General features: G+C 39.4%; 25 protein-coding genes. 9 read left to right on the forward strand and 16 right to left on the reverse strand.

Features of this window, described 5'->3' with window-relative positions; all coding sequences use genetic code 11:
• Positions 1–150: 150 nt before the first annotated feature.
• From xerD to BANA01_RS00710, 6 genes are all read right to left on the reverse strand, one after another.
• Complete coding sequence (gene xerD / locus BANA01_RS00685; RefSeq protein WP_034673242.1) at positions 151–1,077, reverse strand: site-specific tyrosine recombinase XerD; 927 nt, start codon at positions 1,075–1,077, stop codon at positions 151–153.
• A gap of 5 nt (positions 1,078–1,082) precedes the next feature.
• The gene (locus tag BANA01_RS00690; protein ID WP_034673240.1) at positions 1,083–1,310 is read right to left on the reverse strand and encodes a YqzK family protein; all 228 of its coding nucleotides are present in this window, start codon (positions 1,308–1,310) and stop codon (positions 1,083–1,085) included.
• Between the two features lie 146 nt (positions 1,311–1,456).
• Positions 1,457–1,921, reverse strand: a complete 465-nt coding sequence (gene fur, locus BANA01_RS00695) for a ferric iron uptake transcriptional regulator (RefSeq protein ID WP_034673236.1) — start codon at positions 1,919–1,921, stop codon at positions 1,457–1,459.
• Positions 1,922–2,031: 110 nt separating this feature from the next.
• Positions 2,032–2,676: a stage II sporulation protein M gene (gene spoIIM / locus BANA01_RS00700; protein WP_034673233.1), complete on the reverse strand. Its 645-nt coding sequence runs from the start codon at positions 2,674–2,676 to the stop codon at positions 2,032–2,034.
• Positions 2,677–2,923: 247 nt separating this feature from the next.
• Positions 2,924–4,087, reverse strand: coding sequence for an endonuclease Q family protein (locus tag BANA01_RS00705; RefSeq protein WP_034673232.1), 1,164 nt, complete (start codon positions 4,085–4,087; stop codon positions 2,924–2,926).
• Complete coding sequence (locus tag BANA01_RS00710) at positions 4,084–4,638, reverse strand: NUDIX hydrolase (RefSeq protein ID WP_034673230.1); 555 nt, start codon at positions 4,636–4,638, stop codon at positions 4,084–4,086. Before BANA01_RS00710 ends, BANA01_RS00705 begins: the two co-directional genes overlap by 4 nt.
• A 73-nt stretch (positions 4,639–4,711) precedes the next feature.
• On the opposite strand from BANA01_RS00710, the gene mciZ reads away from it, so the two are divergent.
• Together mciZ and BANA01_RS00715 are read left to right on the forward strand one after the other, a co-directional pair.
• On the forward strand, positions 4,712–4,843 hold the full coding sequence (mciZ, locus tag BANA01_RS28910) for a Z-ring formation inhibitor MciZ (protein ID WP_082799343.1): 132 nt from the start codon (positions 4,712–4,714) through the stop codon (positions 4,841–4,843).
• Positions 4,844–4,907: 64 nt separating this feature from the next.
• Positions 4,908–5,819 carry an aldo/keto reductase gene (locus BANA01_RS00715; RefSeq protein ID WP_034673228.1) on the forward strand — a complete coding sequence of 304 codons (912 nt, stop codon included), beginning with the start codon at positions 4,908–4,910 and terminating at the stop codon, positions 5,817–5,819.
• Between the two features lie 22 nt (positions 5,820–5,841).
• Here BANA01_RS00715 and BANA01_RS00720 read toward each other — a convergent pair whose 3' ends face one another.
• The 4 genes from BANA01_RS00720 to BANA01_RS00735 all read right to left on the reverse strand — a co-directional run bounded on the left by BANA01_RS00720 (position 5,842) and on the right by BANA01_RS00735 (position 8,767).
• Positions 5,842–6,096: a YqkE family protein gene (locus tag BANA01_RS00720; protein ID WP_034673227.1), complete on the reverse strand. Its 255-nt coding sequence runs from the start codon at positions 6,094–6,096 to the stop codon at positions 5,842–5,844.
• Positions 6,097–6,184: 88 nt separating this feature from the next.
• Positions 6,185–6,841 (reverse strand): 3-oxoacid CoA-transferase subunit B, encoded by a 657-nt coding sequence (locus BANA01_RS00725; RefSeq protein WP_034673225.1) that lies wholly within the window; start codon positions 6,839–6,841, stop codon positions 6,185–6,187.
• Positions 6,842–6,863: 22 nt separating this feature from the next.
• Positions 6,864–7,553, reverse strand: coding sequence for a CoA transferase subunit A (locus BANA01_RS00730; protein WP_034673224.1), 690 nt, complete (start codon positions 7,551–7,553; stop codon positions 6,864–6,866).
• 26 nt (positions 7,554–7,579) lie between these two features.
• Positions 7,580–8,767: an acetyl-CoA C-acetyltransferase gene (locus tag BANA01_RS00735; protein ID WP_034673222.1), complete on the reverse strand. Its 1,188-nt coding sequence runs from the start codon at positions 8,765–8,767 to the stop codon at positions 7,580–7,582.
• 230 nt (positions 8,768–8,997) lie between these two features.
• On the opposite strand from BANA01_RS00735, the gene BANA01_RS29785 reads away from it, so the two are divergent.
• The 3 genes from BANA01_RS29785 to BANA01_RS00745 all read left to right on the forward strand — a co-directional run bounded on the left by BANA01_RS29785 (position 8,998) and on the right by BANA01_RS00745 (position 10,769).
• Positions 8,998–9,138 carry a hypothetical protein gene (locus tag BANA01_RS29785; protein ID WP_169803631.1) on the forward strand — a complete coding sequence of 47 codons (141 nt, stop codon included), beginning with the start codon at positions 8,998–9,000 and terminating at the stop codon, positions 9,136–9,138.
• A 149-nt stretch (positions 9,139–9,287) separates the two neighbouring features.
• A complete protein-coding gene (locus BANA01_RS00740) occupies positions 9,288–10,199 on the forward strand; it encodes an alpha/beta hydrolase (RefSeq protein WP_034673219.1) in 912 nt (303 codons plus the stop codon).
• A gap of 363 nt (positions 10,200–10,562) precedes the next feature.
• Positions 10,563–10,769 (forward strand): CDGSH iron-sulfur domain-containing protein, encoded by a 207-nt coding sequence (locus tag BANA01_RS00745; RefSeq protein WP_034673217.1) that lies wholly within the window; start codon positions 10,563–10,565, stop codon positions 10,767–10,769.
• Between the two features lie 46 nt (positions 10,770–10,815).
• Here the strand turns inward: BANA01_RS00745 and BANA01_RS00750 are convergent, their stop codons facing one another.
• A complete protein-coding gene (locus tag BANA01_RS00750) occupies positions 10,816–11,310 on the reverse strand; it encodes a DinB family protein (RefSeq protein WP_034673215.1) in 495 nt (164 codons plus the stop codon).
• A 77-nt stretch (positions 11,311–11,387) separates the two neighbouring features.
• On the reverse strand, positions 11,388–12,581 hold the full coding sequence (locus tag BANA01_RS00755; RefSeq protein ID WP_034673213.1) for an FAD-dependent monooxygenase: 1,194 nt from the start codon (positions 12,579–12,581) through the stop codon (positions 11,388–11,390).
• A gap of 177 nt (positions 12,582–12,758) precedes the next feature.
• Here BANA01_RS00755 and BANA01_RS00760 point away from each other — a divergent pair, with 177 nt between their 5' ends.
• The 3 genes from BANA01_RS00760 to BANA01_RS00770 all read left to right on the forward strand — a co-directional run bounded on the left by BANA01_RS00760 (position 12,759) and on the right by BANA01_RS00770 (position 15,783).
• Entirely contained in the window at positions 12,759–13,526 is a 768-nt protein-coding gene (locus BANA01_RS00760; RefSeq protein ID WP_235847036.1) for an IclR family transcriptional regulator, read from the forward strand.
• A 102-nt stretch (positions 13,527–13,628) separates the two neighbouring features.
• Positions 13,629–14,579, forward strand: a complete 951-nt coding sequence (locus BANA01_RS00765) for a fumarylacetoacetate hydrolase family protein (protein WP_034673210.1) — start codon at positions 13,629–13,631, stop codon at positions 14,577–14,579.
• Between the two features lie 79 nt (positions 14,580–14,658).
• The gene (locus BANA01_RS00770) at positions 14,659–15,783 is read left to right on the forward strand and encodes a cupin domain-containing protein (RefSeq protein ID WP_034673207.1); all 1,125 of its coding nucleotides are present in this window, start codon (positions 14,659–14,661) and stop codon (positions 15,781–15,783) included.
• Between the two features lie 79 nt (positions 15,784–15,862).
• On the opposite strand, the gene BANA01_RS00775 is transcribed toward BANA01_RS00770, so the two are convergent.
• Together BANA01_RS00775 and BANA01_RS00780 are read right to left on the reverse strand one after the other, a co-directional pair.
• A complete protein-coding gene (locus tag BANA01_RS00775) occupies positions 15,863–16,192 on the reverse strand; it encodes a YolD-like family protein (RefSeq protein WP_034673205.1) in 330 nt (109 codons plus the stop codon).
• A 62-nt stretch (positions 16,193–16,254) separates the two neighbouring features.
• On the reverse strand, positions 16,255–17,514 hold the full coding sequence (locus tag BANA01_RS00780; RefSeq protein WP_034673202.1) for a Y-family DNA polymerase: 1,260 nt from the start codon (positions 17,512–17,514) through the stop codon (positions 16,255–16,257).
• 164 nt (positions 17,515–17,678) lie between these two features.
• Between BANA01_RS00780 and BANA01_RS00785 the strand changes: the two genes are divergently transcribed.
• A complete protein-coding gene (locus BANA01_RS00785; protein ID WP_034673200.1) occupies positions 17,679–17,873 on the forward strand; it encodes a YqzH family protein in 195 nt (64 codons plus the stop codon).
• A 27-nt stretch (positions 17,874–17,900) separates the two neighbouring features.
• On the opposite strand, the gene BANA01_RS00790 is transcribed toward BANA01_RS00785, so the two are convergent.
• Both BANA01_RS00790 and BANA01_RS00795 read right to left on the reverse strand, forming a co-directional pair.
• The gene (locus tag BANA01_RS00790) at positions 17,901–18,698 is read right to left on the reverse strand and encodes an SDR family NAD(P)-dependent oxidoreductase (protein ID WP_034673198.1); all 798 of its coding nucleotides are present in this window, start codon (positions 18,696–18,698) and stop codon (positions 17,901–17,903) included.
• A gap of 9 nt (positions 18,699–18,707) precedes the next feature.
• Positions 18,708–19,670 (reverse strand): MBL fold metallo-hydrolase, encoded by a 963-nt coding sequence (locus BANA01_RS00795; RefSeq protein ID WP_034673196.1) that lies wholly within the window; start codon positions 19,668–19,670, stop codon positions 18,708–18,710.
• Positions 19,671–19,865: the final 195 nt, after the last annotated feature.

A 19,865-nucleotide genomic window follows, 5' to 3' on the forward strand; every position in this document is an offset into this window, starting at 1 on the left:
AAAATAGGATTATTATGCACTTTTAATCATAAAACGTCAGAAGTCTGACCTCTATATTTTACTAAACTATTATAAAATTACAAGAAGAAGCTGCCAATAATTTTGGCAGCTTTTCGACACTTTTAAAATATATGTGTAACTAGTATCCTATTAAGCTCTTGGATGGAATTTGCTATAGACGTCCTTTAACCTTGTCTTAGTTACTTGGGTATATATTTGCGTTGTTGAGATATCAGCATGTCCCAACATTTCTTGGACTGCTTTTAGGTCTGCACCGTTTTCCAATAGGTGTGTTGCAAACGAATGGCGAAGTGTATTCGGTGTTAACTCACCCTCAATACCAGCCTCTTGAGCAAGCTTTTTTAAAATTTTCCAGAATCCTTGACGTGTTAACCTTTTTCCATGATGATTTAAAAATAATGCCCGTTCAGCGTGATTTTCTTGTAGAAAATTCACTGAGTGATTTTCATTTTTAGTAACAAAATTGGGTCTTCCTTTTTCAATGTAATCCTTTAATGCCACAGCTGCTGTTTTTCCAATTGGTATGATTCGTTCTTTATAATTTTTACCGCTGACGGTGACAAAACCCATCGTTACATTTACATGGTCTATATCAATTTGAATAAGCTCACTAACCCGAATACCGGTAGCATAGAGAAGCTCTAGCATTGCTTTGTCCCTTAAACCAAAATGCCCTTGTCCATTGGGGAAATCTAATAGTTTTTCAACTTCCTTTATGCTTAAAACCTTCGGCATTGACCGCTCAGACTTTGGAGGATCAATAAAGACAGAAGGATCTTGATTCGACATCTGTTCACGCAACAGAAACTGATGATAAGCGCGAATAGAAGCAACGTGCCTAGCCAAGGTTTTTGTGGATTTTCCTTGCTCCTTCAAAAAAGAAAGGAAATGGATAATATGAGCCCGCTGGACTTGATTATATGATTCAATCGCTTCCACGTTTTTCAAGTAGTGAAGATATGTTTTTAAATCTCGTTCATATGATAGCAGTGTGTTTTTTGCCACTCTCTTTTCAACGAGTAAAAACTGCATAAAATTTTTTAAATAATCATCCATTGAAACTACTCCCCATTTAAGTAAAACAAAATCAGCCGATCCAGCCAAATTGGATTCTCGTCTTTATTTAATGTTGAAACCTTTAAAGCAGATCCTTGTGGTGAATCATAACGGTGATAATTTTGGTACTCCTCATTTACCCACATAATACCATAGTAAAAGAGTATCGTACATCCAGTGAATATGATAAAAACCTTTAAGGTTTGAAGTGCTATTTTAATAAAAGTAAGCATTTACCTTCCCCCAAACAGTTTGGCCTACTTAAAGATATGCCAATTTGTCCAACTTTTATACTTAGAGTTCCAATTATCCAGGAATAAATTTTGGGCAAGCTTGTTAGAAAGAAAAAAAGCCCTTTTTTATAAAGGACTTTTGGCTATTATTCTGCAGATTCCTCAGTTTTCACTTTATCCTGGCAGCGATAGCAGATGCCATGAAACGTTAAACGATGATCTTTTATCTTAAAATTCCATCTGCGCTCGACTACAGCTTCTACATCTTCAAGAAGATCTTCTTGGATTTCATCCACCGCTCCGCATTCAATACAAACAAGATGATGATGAAAATGGGCTGCCCCTTCTTGGCGAAGGTCATAACGCGAAACTCCATCACCAAAGTTAATTTTATCAACAATTTTCAATTCAGTTAGTAATTCAAGTGTACGATATACAGTTGCCAATCCAATTTCAGGCGACTTTTCCTTAACGAGGAGGTATACATCTTCTGCACTTAAATGATCCTCTTCATGCTCTAACAATACCCGAACGGTTGCTTCACGTTGAGGTGTAAGCTTATAGCTTGATGAATGCAACTGCTTTTTAATTCTCTCAATCCTTGTCTCCATCCCGAAGTCCCTCCCTCGCCGCTGCTATTCTCATTATAACAGATGAGAAAGAGGTGTCAAAATAAAATTATTATAAACAAGAGTTTAAAATATATATTATATAATAATAATTATAAATCAAGCGAACCCATCATCGATTTCATCAACCATGGTGATACATAAGCTTCCACTCCTGAAGCGGCAGAAATAAGAACTACAGCAACAATGAAGACCAGAATATAGTTTTTAAAAAATGGTAAAATCGGTTGTCCATAGGCCTTAAAGAATTGTTTTTTTATCATTCTCATTGAGAATATAACAGATAAAGCAGCCATCAAAATGAAAACGGGAATGATAATCAAATTTTGTGGCAGAATGGACACAAATGCAAGCAAAAAACCCTTCAAGCCTAATTGACTAACTAAGAAACCAACTGTAAAACCTACCACTAGACCTTTTATAAATAAAACAATTAGAATTACCGGCAGCCCAATAATTGAAATTCCTAAAATCCAAATCAGCCCAATGAACTTACTGTTATGAAGAAAACTTTGTGCAAATAAATCATTATTCTCGGCTATTTTTCCGTTTTGTATTTGTCCAAAAAATTGTGATAAATAGTAAAATAAATCCTCTTTTTGGATGATACTCATACTATTTACGACAATGGCTCCGAAGATGACACCCATTAAAAATAAAATAACAATAAATAAAAAAATCGAGGAATGCTCACGGAAATAACTGGCGGCATCGTTCTGGTACAATCGTTTCTTCATCTGCAGTCCCTCCTACTTCTCCTAATCGGTTATTACATTTTATGCCTTTCTAGTAAATCTATGACGATAAATTAATAGATTTGTTTTTTAAAAGAGGAGATGTGGTTTAACGCTGATATAATTAGTTAATGCCGATATATTTGATCTAGCGCTGATATATTCACTTTCAGGTTTAATCGTGTCTGTTACATTCAAAAACCTGGCAGATTTAGTGACTCCGCCAGGTTATTAAATAAAAATATTAAATTTAGTCTGCAATTTTTCCGTACTTTCCTCCGCCGCCTGCTGTTAAAGTCACTTTACCTTCTCTTGCATTCATAATCATATCAGCAATCTTTGGTGGGACGACTTCGGTCAATGCCTGATATGGAACTTCATGCAATATAGCCATTTCTGAACCAAAATGATCGACGAGTTTTTCAAGTAATTTTGGTCCTAAGCCCGGTATAAACTCCAGTGGAACTTGGTGAATATAGGGAGGACGTTGATCTGGACTCTGATCGGCTGTCTTCAACTCAAGAATTCTATCGGCAACCCCTTTAATAATCTTATTTTTTCCACAAAGAGTACATATTTGGTCTTCCTCACCGGCAGGATGGGCACATTGTGCACAAACAGTTTTGTGATACTTACCTAGGAGCGGGTCTAACCCGTAATTTGCTAATATGTGTCGACCTTCAACATTTTTCAATGCCTTTCCTAATTCTAAAAATGAAGGTTCTTTCATCAATACTACCTGATATTCACGGGCAATTTTGGCAAGGGAGTGAGCATCTGAGTTTGTCACAAATGTATAATGATGTAGTTCTTTAATCTGGTCTGCCATCCTTGTATCAGAGCTTAATCCAAGCTCAATACCATCAATCAAAGCCGGGTCAAATACTTCAGTTAAAGATTTATTGACACCTTTACCGTATAAGCTTTTAAATGGTGTAAACACATGAGCCGGAATAAATAAGCCGCTTAGTTCTTTTACTTTTCCTTGCAATTCAATACCTGTTACATAAATCCGCTGCGAACTCAGCTGGACATTTTTTAAATGTGCAGCCAGCCAATTAGAGAACTCTCTCATTATGGCGATAGTAGGAAAATAACACAGGACATGAATCGGACCATTGCATTGTTCATCATAGATTTCTAACTCTGAACCGGGGATTACGGTTAAATCTCCGAATGCTAAGCCGCCATCCGGATGTTCAATCATGTCTCCACTTGAAACTAGGCTTTCCATTTCAAGGATTACTTCTGGTGAGTGGCTGTCAATAATTCCAATCATATTCAGCCCTTTTTCATGCCGGGCATGTTCTATGATATTGGTAAACGTTAATGATTTAGCACCTGTTATTTTTACAGGCTTGCCAGTCCAGGTTCTTCCGATGTGAATATGTAAATCTACATAATAACGTTTCATTTATTTTCTAGTGCCTCTTGAAGCTGTAAGTATTGGACTGCATAAGCAGTTTTAGCGTCATAAATTTTTTGTTCCTTTATATATTGAATCGCTTGATCCAGTGTTATTTCCTCAATGTTTACAAACTCATCTTCATCAAGCATTGCCGCATTTTCTTTTTTTGTTAGTCCACTGGCTACAAATAGATGTACAATTTCATCTGCGAATCCAGGTGATGTATAGAACGAGATTAATAGCTCCAAACTTTCACAAGCATATCCTGTTTCTTCCTCTAATTCCCGTCGTGCACAGAGAGCCGGCTCCTCGTCCTTTTCTAACTTTCCTGCTGGGATTTCTACGATTGTCCGCTCAAGAGCTTTACGGAATTGTTCGACCATAACAATTTTTTTATCATCCGTGATAGCTAAAACAGCGACTGCCCCTGGATGTTTAATTATTTCTCTTTTTGACTGTTTCCCATTCGGAAGTTCAACATCTTGAAGATGCAGGCTAATAATTTTTCCAGAAAAAATTTCTTCGCTTTGTATGGTTCTTTCATGAAGATTTGTCACCAAATTCAACTCCTGTTCTAATTCGCTATATGCTGCTCATACATTTTACCATACATTATTTGGAGGGGTATGGATGAAGGTATACGTGCATGATAAGGGAATTATTCTTGTAGGTAAGGGATGGCAGATCATCCAAAAGCTAAAAGAATACAATAAGGATTATTCTACCGTTGCCGAATGGGTAGAAAAAGTCGCTGGTAAATAACCTTTCCGTTTGTAGTCTTCCCCGGACTTGCGTAAAATTATATAAAAGGACGGGGTGATAATTGTTGAAAAAAAGAAAACTCGGAAGCTCAGAATTATCGGTTACTGAATTAGGCTTAGGTTGCATGTCGATCGGTACAGAGGAAAAAAAAGCACGTGAGATAATCGAGACTGCATTAGAAGAAGGTATCAATTATTTTGATACTGCTGATTTATATGATTTTGGTGAAAACGAAAAAATCGTCGGGGCTGCTTTAAAGGATGTGCGGGAAAAGGTTATTATCGCGACAAAGGTTGGGAACCGCTGGCAGCCAGATAAATCAGGCTGGTCTTGGGACCCATCCAAATTGTACATAAAAGAAGCTGTAAAACAAAGTATAAAACGGCTAGGTACTGATTACATTGACCTTTATCAACTTCATGGGGGAACAATCGAGGATAGAATCGACGAAACGATTGAAGCATTTGAGGAATTAAAATCGGAAGGCTATATCCACTATTATGGAATTTCATCAATCCGCCCAAATGTTATTCGTGAGTATGTAAAGAAATCACATATTGTCTCTGTCATGATGCAATATAGTATCCTAGACCGACGTCCGGAAGAAGAAGCATTGCCGTATCTGCATGAGCATGGAATCAGTGTTGTAACCCGTGGTCCTCTAGCAAAAGGGCTGCTTAGTGATAAAATGCTAGAAAAGGTGTCTCCAAAAGGATATCAAGACTATAGTCAGGAAGAGCTGCTTGAGGTGTTACCGATCTTAAAGGATCGACTTGCTCCACGACGCTCTTTTACGGAAATTGCTCTTCAATACAACTTGGCCCACTCTGGTGTTGCCACAGTCATTACTGGAGCGAGCAGTCCAGAACAAGTCAGAAACAATGCTAGGGCGGTAAGAAGCCAGCCCCTGACCAAAGAAGAAGTAACACTGATTAAAGAGATTTCAAAGGCAGGGATATATAGAGAGCATCGCTAAAATAGGAGAGCCCTTGGCTCTCCTATTTAAATTCCTTCCAGTTCATGCCGCTCTCGTTCAGCAGCTCCTCAAATGATTTATTTTTTTCTTTTAAGCGGCGTTCCTCACGTTTCCGCTGCTCTTCTTCCGCTCGTTTACGCTCTTCTGCTGCCTTCAACTGGTCCTGCTGTTCTTTTAACTGCTTAATTAATTCCGGATTAATCATATCTTTAAGCGTAACCGCTGCTTCTTCTTTTTTTGGTTTAGATTGATTTTTTTGTTTCGATTTCTTTTTCATCCTAAATCCCCCATAATCATTATTCCATATGTATTATAGCATTATTTTTGATACAAAAAGCAGGCTGTTGATCAGCCTGCCATACTTTTTAATAAGCTTCTAGAACCACGTTTTCATCCACTGTCAACGTTGCTTCTGTTGAGGTGACAACATCTTCGATTGTAAAGCCTTTTGCTACTTCAATCAACTTTAATCCTGTGTCCGTTACATCCATGACGGCACGTTCTGTAATAATTCGGTTAACCACACCCTTACCGGTTAACGGCAGGGTACATTGTTTTAAGATTTTTGATTCACCGCGCTTGTTCACATGCTCCATAATGATAATGATCTTTTGCGCTCCATGGACTAAATCCATGGCACCGCCCATTCCTTTTATCATTTTACCTGGTATCATCCAGTTTGCTAGATCTCCTGTTTCAGAAACCTCCATCCCGCCAAGGATCGCTAGGTTAATATGTCCGCCGCGAATCATCGCAAATGACTCAGCACTATCAAAATAAGAAGCACCGCTAATTGCCGTAACCGTTTCTTTTCCTGCATTGATTAAATCCGGGTCTACCTCTTCCTCCGTTGGATATGGACCAATTCCAAGTAATCCATTTTCCGATTGCAGCACAACCTGTTTATTATTAGAAATATAATTGGCAACCAGCGTCGGCATACCGATTCCTAAGTTCACATAAAAACCGTCTTCAATTTCTTTCTCTGCCCTTATTGCAATTCTCTCTCTAACAGAGACCATTGCTTTCTCTCCCTCCACCAATCTATTTTCTAACTGTCAACCTCTCAATCCTTTTTTCCTGCTTACCTTCTATAATCATCTGAACATAAACACTTGGAGTGTGGATAAAATTCGGATCGAGTTCTCCAATTTCACAGAGTGTCTCCACTTCGGCAATCGTTACTTTTCCAGCTGCTGCTATCATCGGGTTAAAGTTTCGTGCTGTTTTGTGGTAAACAAGATTTCCCATCTTGTCTCCCTTCCATGCCCTGACAAAACTAAAATCAGCTGTCAATGCTTCCTCTAGCAGATACTCTCTGCCATTAAAAACTTTTGTTTCCTTGCCATCAGCAATCGGTGTACCTACCCCTGCAGGCGTGTAAAAGGCTGGTATACCAGCTCCGCCTGCTCTTATTTTTTCAGCTAATGTACCTTGTGGCGTCAGTTCTACTTCAAGCTCGCCTGCTAAAACCTGTCTTTCAAACTCCTTGTTCTCCCCCACATAGGAACCGATCATTTTTTTTATCTGTTTATATTTTAAAAGAGGCCCAAGACCCCAATCATCAATTCCACAGTTATTGGAGATAACCGTTAAATCCTTTACGCCCTTATCAACCAATGCTTGGATTAGATTTTCAGGTATGCCGCACAAACCGAACCCGCCGACCATTAACGTCGCTCCATCTTGAATATCCGCAACTGCTTCCTGGAAGGATGTACTGATCTTCTTCATCGTACTCGTCTCCCCTCATTGTAGGATTAAGCTAGCTCAACTACCGTTGCTACCCCTTGACCGCCGCCGATACAAAGTGTTGCCAATCCCTTTTGCGCGTTTCTTTTCTTCATTTCATGAATTAGCGTAACGAGAATTCTAGCACCGCTTGCACCAATTGGGTGACCAAGAGCAATAGCACCGCCGTTTACATTTAATATCTCTTTATTAAAATGAAGTTCTCGGTCAACTGCCAAAGATTGGGCAGCAAATGCCTCATTCGCTTCAATTAACTCAATCTCTTCCATAGAAATTGACGTTTTTTCCAGTACTTTTCTTACTGCCGGAACTGGCCCGATTCCCATTATGCTTGGGTCAACACCAGCGCTTGCATTCCCTTTAATGGTTACTAACGGTTTTATCCCCAGTTCATCCGCTTTTTTACGGCTCATCACTACTAAAGCTGCTGCACCATCATTGATTCCCGATGCATTTCCAGCAGTTACACTGCCATCTTTTTTAAATGCTGGACGTAATCCACCGAGTTTCTCTGCTGTTGTCCCTTTTTTCGGATATTCGTCTGTATCAAAAACAATTGGATCCCCTTTGCGCTGAGGAATAACGACTGGAACAATTTCATTTTTAAATTTTCCTTCTTCAATTGCTTTAGAAGCCTTTTCCTGACTCCATGCTGAAAATTGGTCCTGTTCGTCTCTAGTAATGGAATATTTATCTGCTAAGTTTTCAGCTGTAACGCCCATATGATATTGGTTAAAAACACATGTCAGTCCGTCACCTGTCAACGTATCGATTAATTTTTGATCACCCATTTTAAATCCTTCACGGGCATTCTTTAACAGATAAGGTGCTTGGCTCATATTTTCCATACCCCCAGCAACAACAATCTCCGCATCTCCTGCTAGAATTGCCTGTGTTGCAAGGTGAACAGCCTTTAAACCAGAACCACACACTTTATTAATCGTCATCGAGGAAACACTTTCAGGTATTCCTGCGCCAATGGCTGCCTGTCTAGCTGGATTCTGACCAAGTCCTGCTTGCAAGACGTTACCTAAAATAACTTCGTCCACTTGCTCCGGCTTGACTCCTGCTTGTTCTAGAGCCCCTTTGATGACCGTTGCTCCTAATTCCGGCGCCGATACATTTTTCAAACTCCCGTTAAAATTACCTAGTGCAGTACGAACTGCGCTAACAATTACTACTTCTGTTTGACTCATTATTTTCCTCTCCTTATTAGCACTTTTTCCTTTACTATTTCGAGTGTGAACGCAGAAAACCCTCTTATTTTGTCAAAATTTCTATTATTCTTGAATTTTAAAATTCAGCACCTCTACAAAGAAGGTATGAGGATTGAAGGGGGAAAATGATGTTTAATTTACCTTGAATAATCGGGCTTATATATATGCACCTTATTTAATGAAACCACTTCGAAGGGAGTCTGACGATAATGAGCCAAAAACGCGATAAGGGATACAGCCAAAAAGGTAAGGATTATGCTGAATCTGCCGGTACAGGTAAACGAATAATTGCTGCTGAGGAAATAGAAAAGGCACTTCATCCTACGAAGAGACAAAATGCTGAGCAATAAGAAATGCAGAAGCGCCTCTAGGCGCTTCTGCTAGACCTAAATATATTTACTAAGCCGCTAAATGGAGTTAGCGGCTTTTCCTATGTTAAAATAAAAGCCAACATTAATTACCAAATAATTACTATTACGAACCTTTTGGAGGTGTACTTGTGAGAAAGGCGTTGCGAGCTCTTCTAATTTCATTCTTGATTACATTTTCTTTAGGTTTTTATTTTACAAATAGGCTTATTTATATGAAAAAAAAGGATGAACAATTTATCGTACAGAGGGAAAAGGAATCGGGTAGATTTAACCCCGAGCATTTCGAATCACTACCTAAGCGAGAGGTAATCATCGATTCCCCTTTTGGCTATCCCATTAAAGCGCTGCTGGTTGAACCACACATGTCCAATCGCTATGTCATTATTTCCCACGGTGTAACGGAAACAAAGATTAATTCGATAAAATATATGAACCTTTTCTTAGAGCGTGGTTTTAATGCCATGATTTACGATCATCGGAGACACGGTGAATCTGGTGGAAAGACAACCAGCTTCGGTCATTATGAAAAATTTGATTTAAAGGCAGTTATTGATTGGTTAAAAAAAGAGAAGGGGCCAACACTTTCGCTCGGAATTCATGGTGAATCGATGGGGGCAGCTACGATGCTTCTGTACGCTGGAATGCTCGAGGATAGTGCTGATTTTTATATAGCAGACTGTCCGTTCTCTGACTTAAAAGAGCAAGTATCTTATCAATTAAAAAAAGAATTGAAAAATGTTTCAACATTGTTAATTCCCATTGCTGATTTCATTTTGCGCCTCCGTGAGAAATATTCAATTCGTCACGTCTCACCCATTTCAGTTATCGAAAATATTAAACATCCTATTTTATTTATTCACAGCGAAAACGATGATTTTATACTCCCTGCCATGACAAAGGAATTATATGAGAAAAAACATGGCCCAAAGATGCTTTATCTTGCAGCAAATGGTCGTCATGCGCAGTCTTTTAACGAGAATCCTGAAGAATATCGCAGAGTTATAGACAAATTTTTGCAAAAGTATGTTGAGAAAGCATAACATCAGTGACTTATAGAATATATCTGCTTACCTAAAAAGACTTCCCAAGTGTTAAGCACCCGAGCTGAAAATAGACGGAAACATTCCGCTTAATTAGCAAATTGTATTTAAAAAAGCCTAAATAGGCGGAGAGATTCCGCCTATTTACTCAAAAGTTTAAAAAAAGAGGAGATTTTTCTTTGATAGGCGGAAAAACTCCCCTTATATACCCCGAATAGAGCTCCGCTTTGTATTTACCCGGAAATCCTCCGCTTATTTTACTCTTACTGGTTACTTGCTTAAGGACAAGACTTCTGCTTACTTGCATTTTCCCCGTATTCAATATATTCTGAAAACATCACATTTTTAAAAGGAGTGTCAAGAATGTCAAAGGTACAAATTAAAGTAAACGACAATGGTTCACTGCGGATTACTGGTGAGGTAGAATTGCTAGATGGAGCCGGCAACGTCATGGAAACGAAGCCAGCCTTTTCTCTTTGCCGCTGCGGGCTTTCCAACAACAAACCTTTTTGTGATGGTTCTCATAAAGGGAAATTTGACTCTCAAGTAAGGGTCACAAAAGAAGAGTAATGCTGACGGAAAAAGGACTTCCTGCAGAGAAGTCCTTTTTGTTCTATTATTGAATTTTTTCTAAATGACGTACAAGTTGCCCATAATGACCCGTTACGTGCTTAACGATTAAATGGTCGACTAAGAATGATAACGGTTTTCCGTCAAAGTTTGGATTATAGCTTGGTGCTGTTTTTACTAAGTCTTCTTCTGTCACTTTTACAAGTGCTGCCTCAACTTTCGGGACTAAGTTTTGTAATGCTGTTAAAGCCTCCTCTTTCTTAATCCGAGAAACAACGTTTTCATCTACTGCGGCTAAACGACGCACGTGTTCATGATTCCGTCCCCATTTTGCACCAGGAACCACTAGCAGCGCCTCCAAATCTTCAACCCAAAAATTCACAGCTTCTATAATATGAGAAATGATTTGCATTGCGGACCATTCTGTTTCAGACGGTTTAACATAAAGTGAACCCTCTTCCGTATTTTTCAATACCGCTGCAATATCATCTATACTCTTTTTAAATAATTCCAATTTTTCATTCAGCATTGCCGTTACCATCGTTTAAGTCCTCCTTTTATTCACTTCATACATAAATTTAAAAAATGCGTTAGAGCCAGCTCTAACGCGTTTTTTAATTAGCAATTTACACGTTCATAATTTTTCTTGAAATAGCCATATAGGAAATCCACGACATGGTAGTCAGTTGGCTTGTGATTTTCGAAAATAAAGTTACGAAGTGCAAGTGCTGTCGGATCCTCAGCATGAATAATTTCGCCCCACCTGCGTGCAGATCCTTGTACCATTGAAGAACGTGGGATTCGAACTTCTTGGTATGCTTTAAATGCTTCTTCGTAAGAATTATGTTTCTTTAATTCCTCACCCAATACAAATGCATCTTCAAGGGCTTGAACGCCGCCTTGTGCTAAATATTGAAGCATGGCATGACCAGAATCTCCTAATAACGTAATGTTGCCATTTGTCCAATTATCGATAGGTTCACGGTCATACATTTGCCAGCGGAATTGACGGTTAATGTATGTTAAAGCGTTTTCAACTTTCGGATGACAATTTTCAAAACGACGTGCCATTTCTTCTGGAGTTCCCCAATCTTCTACTGTCGCATCATATGATTTAAATACCACTACTTGGTTGTAAAGCTCTCCGCGGCGAACTGGATATTGTACCATGTGCAGGTTTGGTCCAATCCACATGATTACATCATCTAAGTCTAAGTTTGTATTACTTGACACTTCTTCAATTGGAATCGTTCCACGGTAAGCTACATACGCAGAGTTTACCGGATGATCATCAACCAACTGCTTCCGCATGTTTGATTTTACTCCATCCGCACCAACAACAGCTTCTGCACTATACGTTTCACCATTTTGGTTAACAATGGTTACAATATCACCATTTTGTTCTGCAGTTTGAATGCATTGGTTGGTAAAGAATTTAATATTGCTGCTTTTTTGACATGCTTCATAAAGAACTCTGTGTAAGTCCGAGCGATGCAATACGATGTAAGGCTGGCCGAATTCTTTTTGGAACCCCTCCCCCAAATCTAACGTTGCTAATTCTTTCGCTGTATAAACATCTTTTAGTACAAGACGTTTTGGTACTACTGCATGCTTTAGAATTTCTTCCTTTACACCTAGACGGTCTAAAACCTCTAACGCATTGGGTGCTAACTGAATTCCTGCACCTACTTCTCCAAATTCCGGTGCTTGCTCAAAAACTGCTACTGTTTTACCTGTTTCTTGAATGGACAGCGCTGCTGCTAAACCACCGATTCCTCCGCCTACTATAATGATGTCGCTTACATTAGTCATTGACAATACCCCTCCAACTAAGTTATTATCTTCCACAAATAGAGAACTTCGTTACCTCATGAGAAAACTTTAAATCATTTTTCACCAATTCGTCAACAAAAAACTTTTAAAATTTAGAAATTTCTATTAATCATTTTTCTTTTATTATCCAAAAATCATCCAAAAAAGGAGGTGATTATGATGACAACTGAAACGAAAACGGTCGGTATTCAGTCCTTGCAAATTGGGTTAAACATATTAGAGATCTTAGCAAGGGAAAAAGAACCTCTAAAGTTTACTGATATACAAAACCTTACTGCTATGACAAAAAGCAATTTATATAAATATTTGTCGACACTGTCCCAATTCGGATTAATCTATCGTAATCCTCATACAAACGCGTATACGCTTGGACATAAATTAGTTCAGTTAGGAAATGCAGCTTTAGGCCAATCTTCTTTAATAGAAGTGGTTATTCCCTATATCAAAAAGATCACTGATAAAACCAACCTAACCGTACTATTAGCCGTTCCTTCAAAAAATGGTCCACTGATTTCATATATTCAAAGTGCAGATGATTATGGAATAAATATTGGTGCTCAAATAGGGACACACTTGCCGCTCTCCTCTTCTACTGGCGTTGTTTTTTCAGCTTTTGAAAAAGACGTCCGTATGAAAGAATGGGAAGAAGCTGAACTTTCAACGTTCAATGAAAGTGAATTACAGCAATTTCAAGCTGAAAAAGAGCAGACAAGAGTAGTGTTTTTTGCTTCAAAAACGGAACCTCTAGTAAAGCATGTCTCTTCTTTTAGTGTCCCTCTATTAAATTTCACCAATGAACTAATTGGTGCTATTACCATCGTTGGTATTTCTGAGACCGTACCTAAATCAGCGGATCATCCGACTGGACAATATGTTCTCAGTTTTGCAAAAGAAATTTCAGAGTATTTTGGTTTTAGAAAGTAAATTCTGAAAACAAATAATATTGACAATTATCTCGAATTCTTTTACTATTTTTATAAATAGTGAACTAATTTCATAATTAGTGAAAAACAAGGAGGAGCAATAATGAAACTTATAAATTATACTGTCGCCGGGCATACACGTGCAGGCGCAATCGTGGAAAACCAGGTTATCGACTTAAACTATGCTTACCAAGCACAATTAAAAGCAGAAGGAAAATACCGATTCGAAGCAATCGCTAAAGCATATGTGCCAGAAAATACAGACGAGTTATACCAGGGCGGTAAAGAATCCCTTCAACTTGCGCAAAATGCAATCGATTTCATTTCGGCTAATCCTGAAAGCTTTGATAAAAAAGTGATTTATAACATCGAGGAAGTTAAGGTAGAGGCACCCGTTCAAAAACCAGGAAAAATTATCTGTGTTGGCCACAACTACCGTGAACACATTTTAGAAATGGGGCGTGAAATCCCTTCTAACCCAGTTATTTTTGCAAAATTCGCAAATACAATTTTAGGGCCAGAGGACGATATTCCGTTCTATCCAATTTCTGACCAGCTTGACTATGAAGCAGAGTTTACTTTTGTTGTTGGCAAACAAGCCCGCAATGTTTCCGAAGAAGATGCATTAGACTATGTAGCAGGTTATACGATTACAAATGACGTAACTTATCGTGATATTCAACGACGCACGCTCCAATGGTTACAAGGAAAATCAGTAGATGGAAGCGCACCAATGGGACCATATTTGGTAACTACCGATGAATTACAAAATCCCTCTGGCTTAGATGTTATCCTAAAAGTAAATGGTGAAGTACGTCAAAAAACCAATACTGCTAATCTAGTATTCTCTGTTCAAAAATTAGTAGCTTTCTTATCCAATTTAATGACCTTAGAGCCTGGAGATGTTGTATTAACAGGTACTCCTGGAGGCGTTGGAGTTGCAATGAATCCTCCCCAATTCTTAAAAGATGGAGACGTAGTTCGAATTGAAATTGACCAAATCGGTGCACTTGAAAACAAAGTAAAGGCAACACAAGCGGTAGTCACTGTTTAATTAGACATTGCAAGGGATCAAGCAGCAGTCGCTGCTCCCCTTTTCTCTATTAAATTTAAATAATAAAGGAGAATGAGAAATGGCTGAAGTAAATCCAGAAGTTCAAGAGTTTATGAAAAGCTCACTTGTAACCGATTACACAAGAGATATACAACAATACAACTTAGGACCTCTTTGGGAAGCAATTCCTACGATTATGCACAAAACACCAAAGCCTCAAGCCCAAGCTTATCTTTGGAGTTATGAATTAATCAAAAAGAAAATGGCGGAAGCGGCCCAAATCTTCACACCAGAACGCGGCGGGGAACGCCGGGCGATTTATTTCCAAAACCCAGGATTAACGTATCGTGAACCTTGGGGATGGGGATCTACTACCCAAACGATTTATGCAGCTGTTCAAATGTTATTACCTGGTGAAAAAGCACCTTCCCACCGTCACTCACAAAGTGCATTGCGCTTCATTTCTGAAGGTTCCGGTGCATATACAATCGTGCAGGGTGAGCGTATTTTCATGGAGGAAGGTGACTTTTTAATTACTCCAAAGAATTTATGGCATGGGCACGCCCACTTAGGAACTGAGCCTATGTATTGGATGGATGCTTTAGATATTCCTACCATTTATGCAATCGGCGGTACATTCTTTGAACCTTATGAAGATGGTTTACAACAGCCAGATATTCCAGATAATTTCTCAGAGAGACGTTATCGCGGCGGCATGGTTCGTCCTGTTGGTGATGATAAATATACAGTTGCTCCACTTGCAAATTATAAATGGGATCGCACGGTAGAAGGAATTAAAGGGTTAATGGAATTCGATCCGGATCCACACCATGGATACGCAGTAGAGTACATCAACCCATCTACAGGTAAATCGGCGAACCCGACGCTTGGCACTAGAATGCAGCATTTACCACATGGCTTCAAAACAAAGGCATTGCGCCATACGCACTCCACCGTTTACCAAGTGCACAAAGGTTCAGGTCAGACAGTTATCAATGGCATCCGCTTTGATTGGAAAAAAGGCGATTACTTCGTTGTTCCAAACTGGGCATGGTATGAACATACTGCCTCAGAAGACTCTTACCTATTCTCAGTAAACGACTTGCCAATTATGAACCGTTTCGACTTGGAACAAGAGCAATTGTTTGAAGAGAATAACGGCCACCAAAAAATTACTGGTGAATTTAAAGCGGATTTCCGTTAAGAATTTCAAAATCACAGACGCAGTTCAACAGAAGATTAACAAAAAAAATCGGCCTCATATGTTTGTGAGGCCGATTTTTCTATGTTAATCGGATATCCGCAATCGCTGTAATCGGGACACGGTGTACGTCTTCAAAGTGATCGATAATATGAAGCCTGCCAGTCATTTGGTCCCAATGATGAATTTTTCCAACGACAATTTCATAATTTCGATTTCGATAATGAGTAATGGTAACGAATTGGTCGAATTCGATTGCTTCAGATAAGGTCATATTCATAAGTTCGAGCTGCTGTTCATCGATTTCTTTCCGCTCTTCATACTGATCTTCCTTCACCCAGTCTCTCAGCATTTTTATATGCTCAGGAAGCATCATTGAAACCCATTTGATTCTTCCGCGGTCGCGAATCATTCATATTCTCCTCCTTACTTTCGCTGTCCTGCTCCACGCATAAGGAGCTTCTGCTTTTCTTACTACCTCTTATGTCCACCAACAAGTGTTGCCCGGTGCTTTGCCGTTCCGGCAGTTGTATAGGAAACAGCCCGCAGCAGAGAACCTGAACCAAAGCGTCTCCGAATAGAATCCACTACATAGCCAAGCTCCCGCCGCTTCACCGCCCCCATGTCAAACAGGTCGAGCTGAAACTCATAATCATCGACGATATTTCCGATACTAATGGCAATTTGCCTTACCGTCTTTCCTGTATAATGTTCGTGGAATAATTCAAGACAGACTCGGTAAAGATCCATCGTTACATTCGTTGGCTGCTGAATGGTTCTTGAGCGATGAAATCCTCCGCCAAGTTCATCTTGGCTATAGCCAATACTAAGGCTGATGGTTCTCCCAGCCTTACGGCGAGATCTCGCTCTTCGGGCTACTTCTTCACACATTTCTAAAATGACGTGCTTTATCTCTTCTTCTTCCTTATAATCTCTTAAAAGGATTTGGCTTTTTCCAAAGCTGATCTGCCCCTCAACCAAGGGTGCTCCCAAGTCTGAAAGGTCTACTCCCCAGGCATGATGATAAAGCTGATTGCCCATGATTCCGAATTTCTTTTCCAGTGCTTCTAAATCATAGCGAGCCAGCTGACCAACCGTAAAAATGCCCATCCCATTTAGTGTTTTTTCAACACGCCTGCCAATTCCCCACATTTCTCTTAGCGGTGAAACCTTCCAAAGCTTGTTCTGGACGTCTTCATACTTCCATTCAGCAATTCCATGCTTTTTTGCTTCGAGATCAAGGCAAAGCTTCGACAGCAGCATATTAGGACCAATTCCGACTGCACAAGGAAGCTGAAATTCACGTTCAATATCGTCCTTTATTTTTGCAGCAATTGTAAAGGCATCCCCCCACAAATGAAGTGCCCCATCCACCTTGATAAAACTTTCATCAACGCTATACGTGTGGATCGCTTCCTTTGGTACATAACGATTAAACACACGGGTGATTTCAGTGGAAATACGCAAATAAGTTGCCATCTTTGGCTCCACCACTTGAATGCGCGGGTCATCGGGAATTTCAAATAGCCTGGAACCTGTTTTTATTCCGAATTCTTTCTTTAAACGTGGTGACGCGGCAAGCACAACACTTCCATTTCGTTCTTTGTTACCAGCCACAGCTAGATAGCAAGTCAAGGGATCAAGACCATACATGACAGCGGAACAGCTGGCATAAAAGCTCTTCATGTCGACGCATAAAATTTGATTGTGCGGTAACGTGCTGTAATCAACCATGACTTTTCCTCCATTCACAAAAATCGAACATCTGTTCCTTATATTATATACATATATTACGCGAATATGCGTTCGTGTTCAATGGTAATTTTTTGACACGTTTCATGGTTATGGTTATTTTTCGGGAGAAAAAAACGGTATAATTATGGGTGGGGTGCACATAAATGGAGAAAAAATTGATTATTAAAATGATAAAAAATTGTTTTAAACAATATTATTCCGATATAGATTCACTGCCAATGAGCAGTAATGATTTAGAGGCGCTGGCAGATCGGATTATTCAAATAAAAGCAGAGCAGCCTGGGGTAGATTTATATGAGGCTGTGAATGACACTGTATACGAATTTGTAACAGGCTGAAAACACAAAAAACCGCGCTTAGCGGTTTTATTTTTTGTTAAATGCTTTTTTTCCGATACGTTCAAACAGTCTTGGGAAGAGAACATAGACAACGCTGCCCATGTTCATCCAGCGCGGCAGATTAATTTCTCTCGTTTTTGTCAGCATGCTGTCAACAACTTTCCGAGCGACATATTCAGGCTGAAGCATAAACTTCTGAACATTTTTAACATAGGTACCTTTTTCATCGGCAATATTAAAGAAATTCGTTGCTATGGGGCCAGGGTTCACAGATGTGACAAGAACATTGTAATCACTAAGCTCCATTCTAAGCGAATTTGTATAGCCAAGAACTGCATGCTTTGTAGCCGAATACACACTTGATTTTGGCGTAGCGATTTTTCCCGCCTGGGAGGCAATATTAATGATATGTCCATAACGGCGTTCACGCATTTTCGGGAGCACCATACTAGTGCACGCCATCAGTCCGACAACATTGACATCGAACATCCCTTTAATTTCATCCATTGTTGCTGCATGGGCTTCACGGAATACACCGAAGCCTGCATTATTAACCAGGATGTCCACCTCGCCAAAATCAGTAAAAATGGCTGTAAAAACTTCCTTTACTTTTTCCGTATTAGAGACATCTAATTGATAGACCTCTACCCTTACTTGATACTTTTGCTGCAAATCCATTTGCAGCTGTTTCAACTTTTCAATGCTTCTTGCAAGCAGCACAAGGTTGGCACCACTTTCCGCACAAAGCTTGGCGATTTCAGCACCTATCCCCCCGGATGCACCGGTAATGACAATATTTTTACCTTTAAGCTGTTCCCTACCCATACTCACACCTCATCTAGCTTGATATAGGACTGGTTGATGATCCTCACTACTACTAATCTCGCCGATTGAGGCTAAATAGTCAAGCTGGCCCACAGTTTCCGATAATGTTAATATCAATTCACGCTTATACGCTGTAGGAAAAAGCCTCTTGCAAAGTTCAAATACAGTATGCTGCTCCTCCTTTAGCCAATTATTAACCTTCATTGCCCGATCGTGTTGATGAATCAGTCTTTTTTCAATTAGCTCTTTTAATTGGAAAACTTCCTCACCATGACCTGTGTAAACGAATTGAATTGGATAAGATAACAGCTTTTTCATTGAATGATTATGCTGAAGCTGCGGCTTCGGTCTTTCCACTTCACCTGGTGCTGGCGTCTCTAGGAATGGATTCGGTGAGATATGTGCAAGAATTAAATCCCCTCCAATTAGAATTCCATCACTTTCTCGAAATAGAGCGATTTGACTCTGGGCATGGCCTGGTGTCTCTATGACTTTCCACTGGCTTAACCCTTGCGGAATCATCCCTTCCACAAGTTCTCCCGTCAGTGATCGGTTACAGGAGTACCTGAATGTTTGTCTTAGATGTAAGAGGGACGAAAAATGTTCTGAGGGGATTCCAAAGTCAACAAATTGTCTTCGAAAAAAATCCTCTTGTTCTTGAAAAAAGGCCTCTGTTGGTTTAATCCACCGTTCATTCAACGGGTGCCCGAAAACCTCTACATGATCGGGTAAAAAATCAAGCATTCCAACATGATCTGCGTGGTGATGAGTAATAATCACCTGTTCAATATCTGCCGGGCTTAAGTGTAATTGAGACAACTGAGCCTTAAATGCAATCCATGACTCCTTGGTTTTCACACCACAATCGACAAGTGTCAGCCGCTCACCTTTAATTAAGTAAACATTAACGTCCCCGACTGCATAAGGAGTCGGCAAAATTATTTTTGCGATATCGTCTTTCCATTCTGCCATTCAAAAAACTCCTATCGTTATTTTAAATAGAATGTGAACATTTTTTTACAATTATTTATAATAGTAAGTGTAACGAATTTTCCTTTCCATTGTCATTATTTTTGCATAATATAGTTAAAATAAATAAAAAATTCAGATTTTGTCACTTGACAGAAAGGGCGTTATCTTGGATAATCACTAGTAAAATTTGATTCG

The sequence above is a fragment of the Neobacillus niacini NBRC 15566 genome, from assembly GCF_001591505.1.
GTDB lineage: Bacteria > Bacillota > Bacilli > Bacillales > Cytobacillaceae > Neobacillus > Neobacillus niacini.

Excerpts from the sequence above, each read along its gene's own strand:
- BANA01_RS00760 (WP_235847036.1), top strand. The coding sequence starts at position 12,759 with ATGATGACAACTGAAACGAAAACGGTCGGTATTCAGTCCTTGCAAATT.
- BANA01_RS00730 (WP_034673224.1), bottom strand. The coding sequence starts at position 7,553 with ATGAAGAAGATCAGTACATCCTTCCAGGAAGCAGTTGCGGATATTCAA.
- xerD (WP_034673242.1), bottom strand. The coding sequence starts at position 1,077 with ATGGATGATTATTTAAAAAATTTTATGCAGTTTTTACTCGTTGAAAAG.
- BANA01_RS00785 (WP_034673200.1), top strand. The coding sequence starts at position 17,679 with ATGGAGAAAAAATTGATTATTAAAATGATAAAAAATTGTTTTAAACAA.
- BANA01_RS00690 (WP_034673240.1), bottom strand. The coding sequence starts at position 1,310 with ATGCTTACTTTTATTAAAATAGCACTTCAAACCTTAAAGGTTTTTATC.
- BANA01_RS00755 (WP_034673213.1), bottom strand. The coding sequence starts at position 12,581 with ATGACTAATGTAAGCGACATCATTATAGTAGGCGGAGGAATCGGTGGT.
- spoIIM (WP_034673233.1), bottom strand. The coding sequence starts at position 2,676 with ATGAAGAAACGATTGTACCAGAACGATGCCGCCAGTTATTTCCGTGAG.
- BANA01_RS00705 (WP_034673232.1), bottom strand. The coding sequence starts at position 4,087 with ATGAAACGTTATTATGTAGATTTACATATTCACATCGGAAGAACCTGG.
- BANA01_RS00780 (WP_034673202.1), bottom strand. The coding sequence starts at position 17,514 with ATGGTTGATTACAGCACGTTACCGCACAATCAAATTTTATGCGTCGAC.
- BANA01_RS00735 (WP_034673222.1), bottom strand. The coding sequence starts at position 8,767 with ATGAGTCAAACAGAAGTAGTAATTGTTAGCGCAGTTCGTACTGCACTA.
- BANA01_RS00745 (WP_034673217.1), top strand. The coding sequence starts at position 10,563 with ATGTCAAAGGTACAAATTAAAGTAAACGACAATGGTTCACTGCGGATT.
- BANA01_RS00765 (WP_034673210.1), top strand. The coding sequence starts at position 13,629 with ATGAAACTTATAAATTATACTGTCGCCGGGCATACACGTGCAGGCGCA.
- BANA01_RS00775 (WP_034673205.1), bottom strand. The coding sequence starts at position 16,192 with ATGATTCGCGACCGCGGAAGAATCAAATGGGTTTCAATGATGCTTCCT.
- mciZ (WP_082799343.1), top strand. The coding sequence starts at position 4,712 with ATGAAGGTATACGTGCATGATAAGGGAATTATTCTTGTAGGTAAGGGA.
- BANA01_RS00770 (WP_034673207.1), top strand. The coding sequence starts at position 14,659 with ATGGCTGAAGTAAATCCAGAAGTTCAAGAGTTTATGAAAAGCTCACTT.
- BANA01_RS00725 (WP_034673225.1), bottom strand. The coding sequence starts at position 6,841 with ATGGTCTCTGTTAGAGAGAGAATTGCAATAAGGGCAGAGAAAGAAATT.
- BANA01_RS00750 (WP_034673215.1), bottom strand. The coding sequence starts at position 11,310 with ATGGTAACGGCAATGCTGAATGAAAAATTGGAATTATTTAAAAAGAGT.
- fur (WP_034673236.1), bottom strand. The coding sequence starts at position 1,921 with ATGGAGACAAGGATTGAGAGAATTAAAAAGCAGTTGCATTCATCAAGC.
- BANA01_RS29785 (WP_169803631.1), top strand. The coding sequence starts at position 8,998 with ATGAGCCAAAAACGCGATAAGGGATACAGCCAAAAAGGTAAGGATTAT.
- BANA01_RS00720 (WP_034673227.1), bottom strand. The coding sequence starts at position 6,096 with ATGAAAAAGAAATCGAAACAAAAAAATCAATCTAAACCAAAAAAAGAA.
- BANA01_RS00795 (WP_034673196.1), bottom strand. The coding sequence starts at position 19,670 with ATGGCAGAATGGAAAGACGATATCGCAAAAATAATTTTGCCGACTCCT.
- BANA01_RS00790 (WP_034673198.1), bottom strand. The coding sequence starts at position 18,698 with ATGGGTAGGGAACAGCTTAAAGGTAAAAATATTGTCATTACCGGTGCA.